3 protein-coding genes are annotated in these 3,842 nt (G+C 66.6%); 1 reads left to right on the top strand and 2 read right to left on the bottom strand.

What is annotated here, in order from left to right:
• Positions 1-1,348: aldehyde dehydrogenase family protein (locus tag Q4E95_RS11710; RefSeq protein ID WP_303383475.1), on the bottom strand; the 1,348-nt coding region annotated here is incomplete at its 3' end.
• Between the two features lie 144 nt (positions 1,349-1,492).
• Positions 1,493-2,764: an MFS transporter gene (locus tag Q4E95_RS11705; RefSeq protein ID WP_303383474.1), complete on the bottom strand. Its 1,272-nt coding sequence runs from the start codon at positions 2,762-2,764 to the stop codon at positions 1,493-1,495.
• A 101-nt stretch (positions 2,765-2,865) separates the two neighbouring features.
• Here Q4E95_RS11705 and Q4E95_RS11700 point away from each other — a divergent pair.
• Positions 2,866-3,842: hypothetical protein (locus Q4E95_RS11700; RefSeq protein WP_303383473.1), on the top strand; the 977-nt coding region annotated here is incomplete at its 3' end.

Here is a 3,842-nt window from a genome sequence, read left to right as displayed (position 1 = left end):
TCATGCCTCCCATGGGGGCGGTGGCCTCGTCCATCACGGTCATCTCGTTGATGTGGATCTTGCCCGCGGTAATCCGGTCCGCCACCTTGAGCGCCTCGCCCACGTCACCAATGATCGACAACGACAGCGCATACTCCGAATTGTTCGCCAGGTTCACGGCTTCTTCAACGGAAGACACCTTGATCACCGGTGCCACCGGGCCGAAGATCTCCTCGTTCCACGCCGGCATATCCACGGTGAGATCCGCGAGTACCGTGGGTCGGTAGAACAGGCCGTCATGCGTGGCGCCCGCGCGGATCGAAGCACCCGCGATGACCGAATCCTGGACCTTGGAATCCACAGACTTCAATTGCTTCTCGTCGATGATCGGCCCCAAGTGAACTTGTCCCTCGGACGGATCGCCCACCGCGAGCGCGTCCGCCCGCTCCGCCAACTTGGAGACATAGGACTCGTACACATCCTCGTGGACAATGTGCCGCCCCGTGGTCATGCATACCTGCCCCTGGTGGAAGAACGATCCCATGGAACCTACGCTCGCCGCCAAGTCCAGATCGGCAGAGGGCAGGACCACCATTGCGTTATTGCCGCCCAGCTCCAAATGAGTTCGCTTCAAGTGCTTGGCACCGGCGGCCCCCACATGGCGGCCCGCCTCGGTCGACCCGGTGAAGGACACGATCCGCACCTCGGGCGCATCGACCGCGGCCGCGCCCGCATCTCCACCGCCCGGCAAGATCTGCAGGACTCCCTGGGGCAGCCCCGCCTCCTCGAAGATCCGGGCGATCAGCACCCCACCGCTGATGGGCGTGCGAGGATCCGGCTTCAACAACACTGCATTTCCTAGGGCCAGCGCCGGGGCCACGGAACGGATGGACAGAATCAAGGGGAAATTGAACGGTGAAATCACCGACACCACCCCCGCGGGCACGCGCCGGGCAAAGGACCAGTGCGGCTGGTCGGAGGCCAACACCTCGCCGGACGGATGCGTGGGCAGCGCGGACGCCTCGTAGCACTCCTGCGCCGCCACGTTTGCTTCCATCCCCGCCTTGGGCTGGATCGCCCCGGTCTCGCGCACCACCCAATCGATGATTTCGTCCGCGTTCTCCTCGAACAGCTGCCCCGCCTTGCGCAGGACGGCTGCACGTTCGGTCGGCTTGAGCCCGGCCCAGGCGACCTGCGCTGCGGAAGCCTGCCGAGCGGCGTCGTAAACATCGGCCGGGGATGCGGAACCAACCGTTGCCAGTACCTCTTCCGAGGCGGGATTTTGCACGGAGATCGGCTCGCCGGACCCGTCACGCCAGCCGTTGACGTAGAGCTTTCCGTGCCAGCGGTTGTCCTCAAGTATTGCCATTGTTCGCTCCTTTGGGTGGATCGATGTGCGCCGTGCGCAAGGCTCTGCACAGCGCCCGACGTCTTTTTCATTGTGGCGTACAAGACATGGATTCGGCTCAAGGGGCTGCCACTTCGCACCTTGGAACTCACACTGGAGCCACCCCTACGGTTGGGGATCGCGCGCGTCGTAGCGGTTGAACGCGGGGAACTTCCGTACCAGGACAACCACGAGCACCAGACACACGACAGCACCCACCACGGCGGCCAGACCCGGGCCCGCGAACTCCCCCGCGGTGCCCATGAACGCGTCACCCAGGCGCGGACCGCCGGCCACCACCACAATGAAAATGCCCTGCAACCGCCCCCGCAGCGCGTCCGGTGTGGCGGCCTGGAGGATGGTGGTGCGGAACAGCATGGAGATCGCATCCATTGCCCCGGCCGCCACCAGCACGGCGCACGACGCCGCCAGCGGCCACACGGTCTCGCGCCCCCAGCCCTCGGAGGCCAACAGAATTACAGCGCCGAACGCCATGATGCACACGGCCCACCCGGCCACCGCCATCGCGCACGCCTTGCCGTGCCGATGCAGCCGCACCAGCGGCCCGGACAGCAACCCCGCCACCACGGAACCGGCCGCGAGCGCCGCGGTCAGCAACCCCACCGTGAACTGATCACCGCCCAGCACCGTGGCCCCGAGGACCGGGAACAGCGCGCGCGGCATCGCGAAGAACATCGCGGCCATGTCCAGCAGGAACGTCATGCGCAGATTGGGCCGGGTGGCCAGGAACCGGAAACCCTCGACCACGGAACGGAACCCAGCACGGGGGCCAACTCCGTCGGGCGGAAGGGACGGCAACCGGTACATGGCCCACAGGCTGGCCATGAAGGTGAGAGCATCCACGGTGTAGGCCCATTGGAAACCCAGCCCGGCCACGGTCAATGCACCCAGTAGCGGCCCCACCATGAGCGTGGAACCCATGGTCAGTTGGTACAGCGCATTGGCCGCGGGAAGCTGTTTCATGGGCACCAACCGGGGAACAATCGCCCCTCGTACGGGCTGGTTGAGCCCCTGCGCAAACGAATGCAGGGCCACCAGGGTGTACAGCACGGTCAGGGATGAAATCTGCGCCCACGAGTGCGCGGCCAGGGCGACCGTGACCGCGAAGAGTCCGAACGTGGTCCACAACCCCACGGTTCGGCGGTTGTGGGCATCCCCCATGGATCCGCCGTACAACCCCGAGATGATCAGCGGCACCAGCGCGGCAACACCCACCATGCCCACGGCAAACGTGGAGCGAGTGAGCTCGAAGACCTCCAGGCTGATCGCCACGACCGTGAACTGATTCCCCAGCATGGACATGGTGGAGCCGATCCACAGGCGGCGGAACGCCGGGGATTCACGCAGCGGGGTGATGTCGAGCAGTAAACGGGGCACTGATCGATCCTAGGCCCACAATCCGGCGAACGGCGCCGCCGGAGCGGCCGGAACCATTTACCCTGAAAGGAGCCCACTTCCCCGGGACATCAGGAGTTCTCATGCGCACACGCGAACAACGCTGGGCCGCCCGTTCGGCGCGCGGCTGGCCTCGATTGCGCGTGTTCGCCATTATCAACGGCTTCACGGGTCTGCTGATCGGGAGCCTGATCCTGTGGTTCACCCACGGGGTGTTCCAGTTCGAGAACTTCCCGGCGGCCGGCGTCCCCTGGATCTGGCGCGTTCTGGCGCTGGCCATCGCGGTCCTGCTCCCCGGGATCCTACTGCCCATGGGCGCCTACCTGGTGCTGGCGGGCGCCACGGCATCGAACAGGGCGGCTCTGGCGGCGGGGCGAGCGCGCGACGTCGTCCGCAATGCATCCCAACCGGATGAGCCCCCGGTAGTCGCCCACAAGCTCGCCGACACCACCCCGCCCGGCGTGAAGATCCGCGCCCACGCACTTCACGGTTCGGATGCGTCCAGCCGGTACACCCGCACCTTGCTCGGCGCGCTGCCGGTACAGACGCCCGTGGCGCTCGCGCCAGTGGGGCTGGGTTTGGTCTTGCTCGTGGTGGCCACCGTCTACTACGCGACCGGCTACGGCGCCCCGGCCACGGTCATCCTGCTGGGCGTGGCGTACCTGGCCTGGAAACTCTGGCGCGGCTTCAGCAGCTACCAGGCCTTTTCCGAAGCCGACCGGGCCCCCGCTCGCGCAGACGATGCGGACACCGGACCCCTCCCCGCGGTCACCATGATGCACGGGAGCGAGGCCACCCAGCCCATTCCCCGGCAACGCGCCACCTACGACGACGCCCCGCCCACCTACTCGACCTACCGCGCCGATGACGAGCAGGTCGCGTACGAGACCACGGACGAGCTGCCGGTCATCGAACGGATCCGGGACAACTACGGGGACCCCAAGAAGATGAGCGCGTCCCAACGCAGGCTGGCCGAGCGCGCGGAGCGTGAACGCCTGGTCATGGAACGGCGCCAACGTAATCGTCGCTCCCCGGATGACCAGCCACCTCACACCATCAC

Origin of the sequence: Kocuria sp., assembly GCF_030536815.1 — a bacterium.
Taxonomy (GTDB): domain Bacteria; phylum Actinomycetota; class Actinomycetes; order Actinomycetales; family Micrococcaceae; genus Kocuria; species Kocuria gwangalliensis.
Note: the sequence above shows the minus strand (reverse complement) of the source record. Positions and strands in the feature narration are given on the sequence as shown.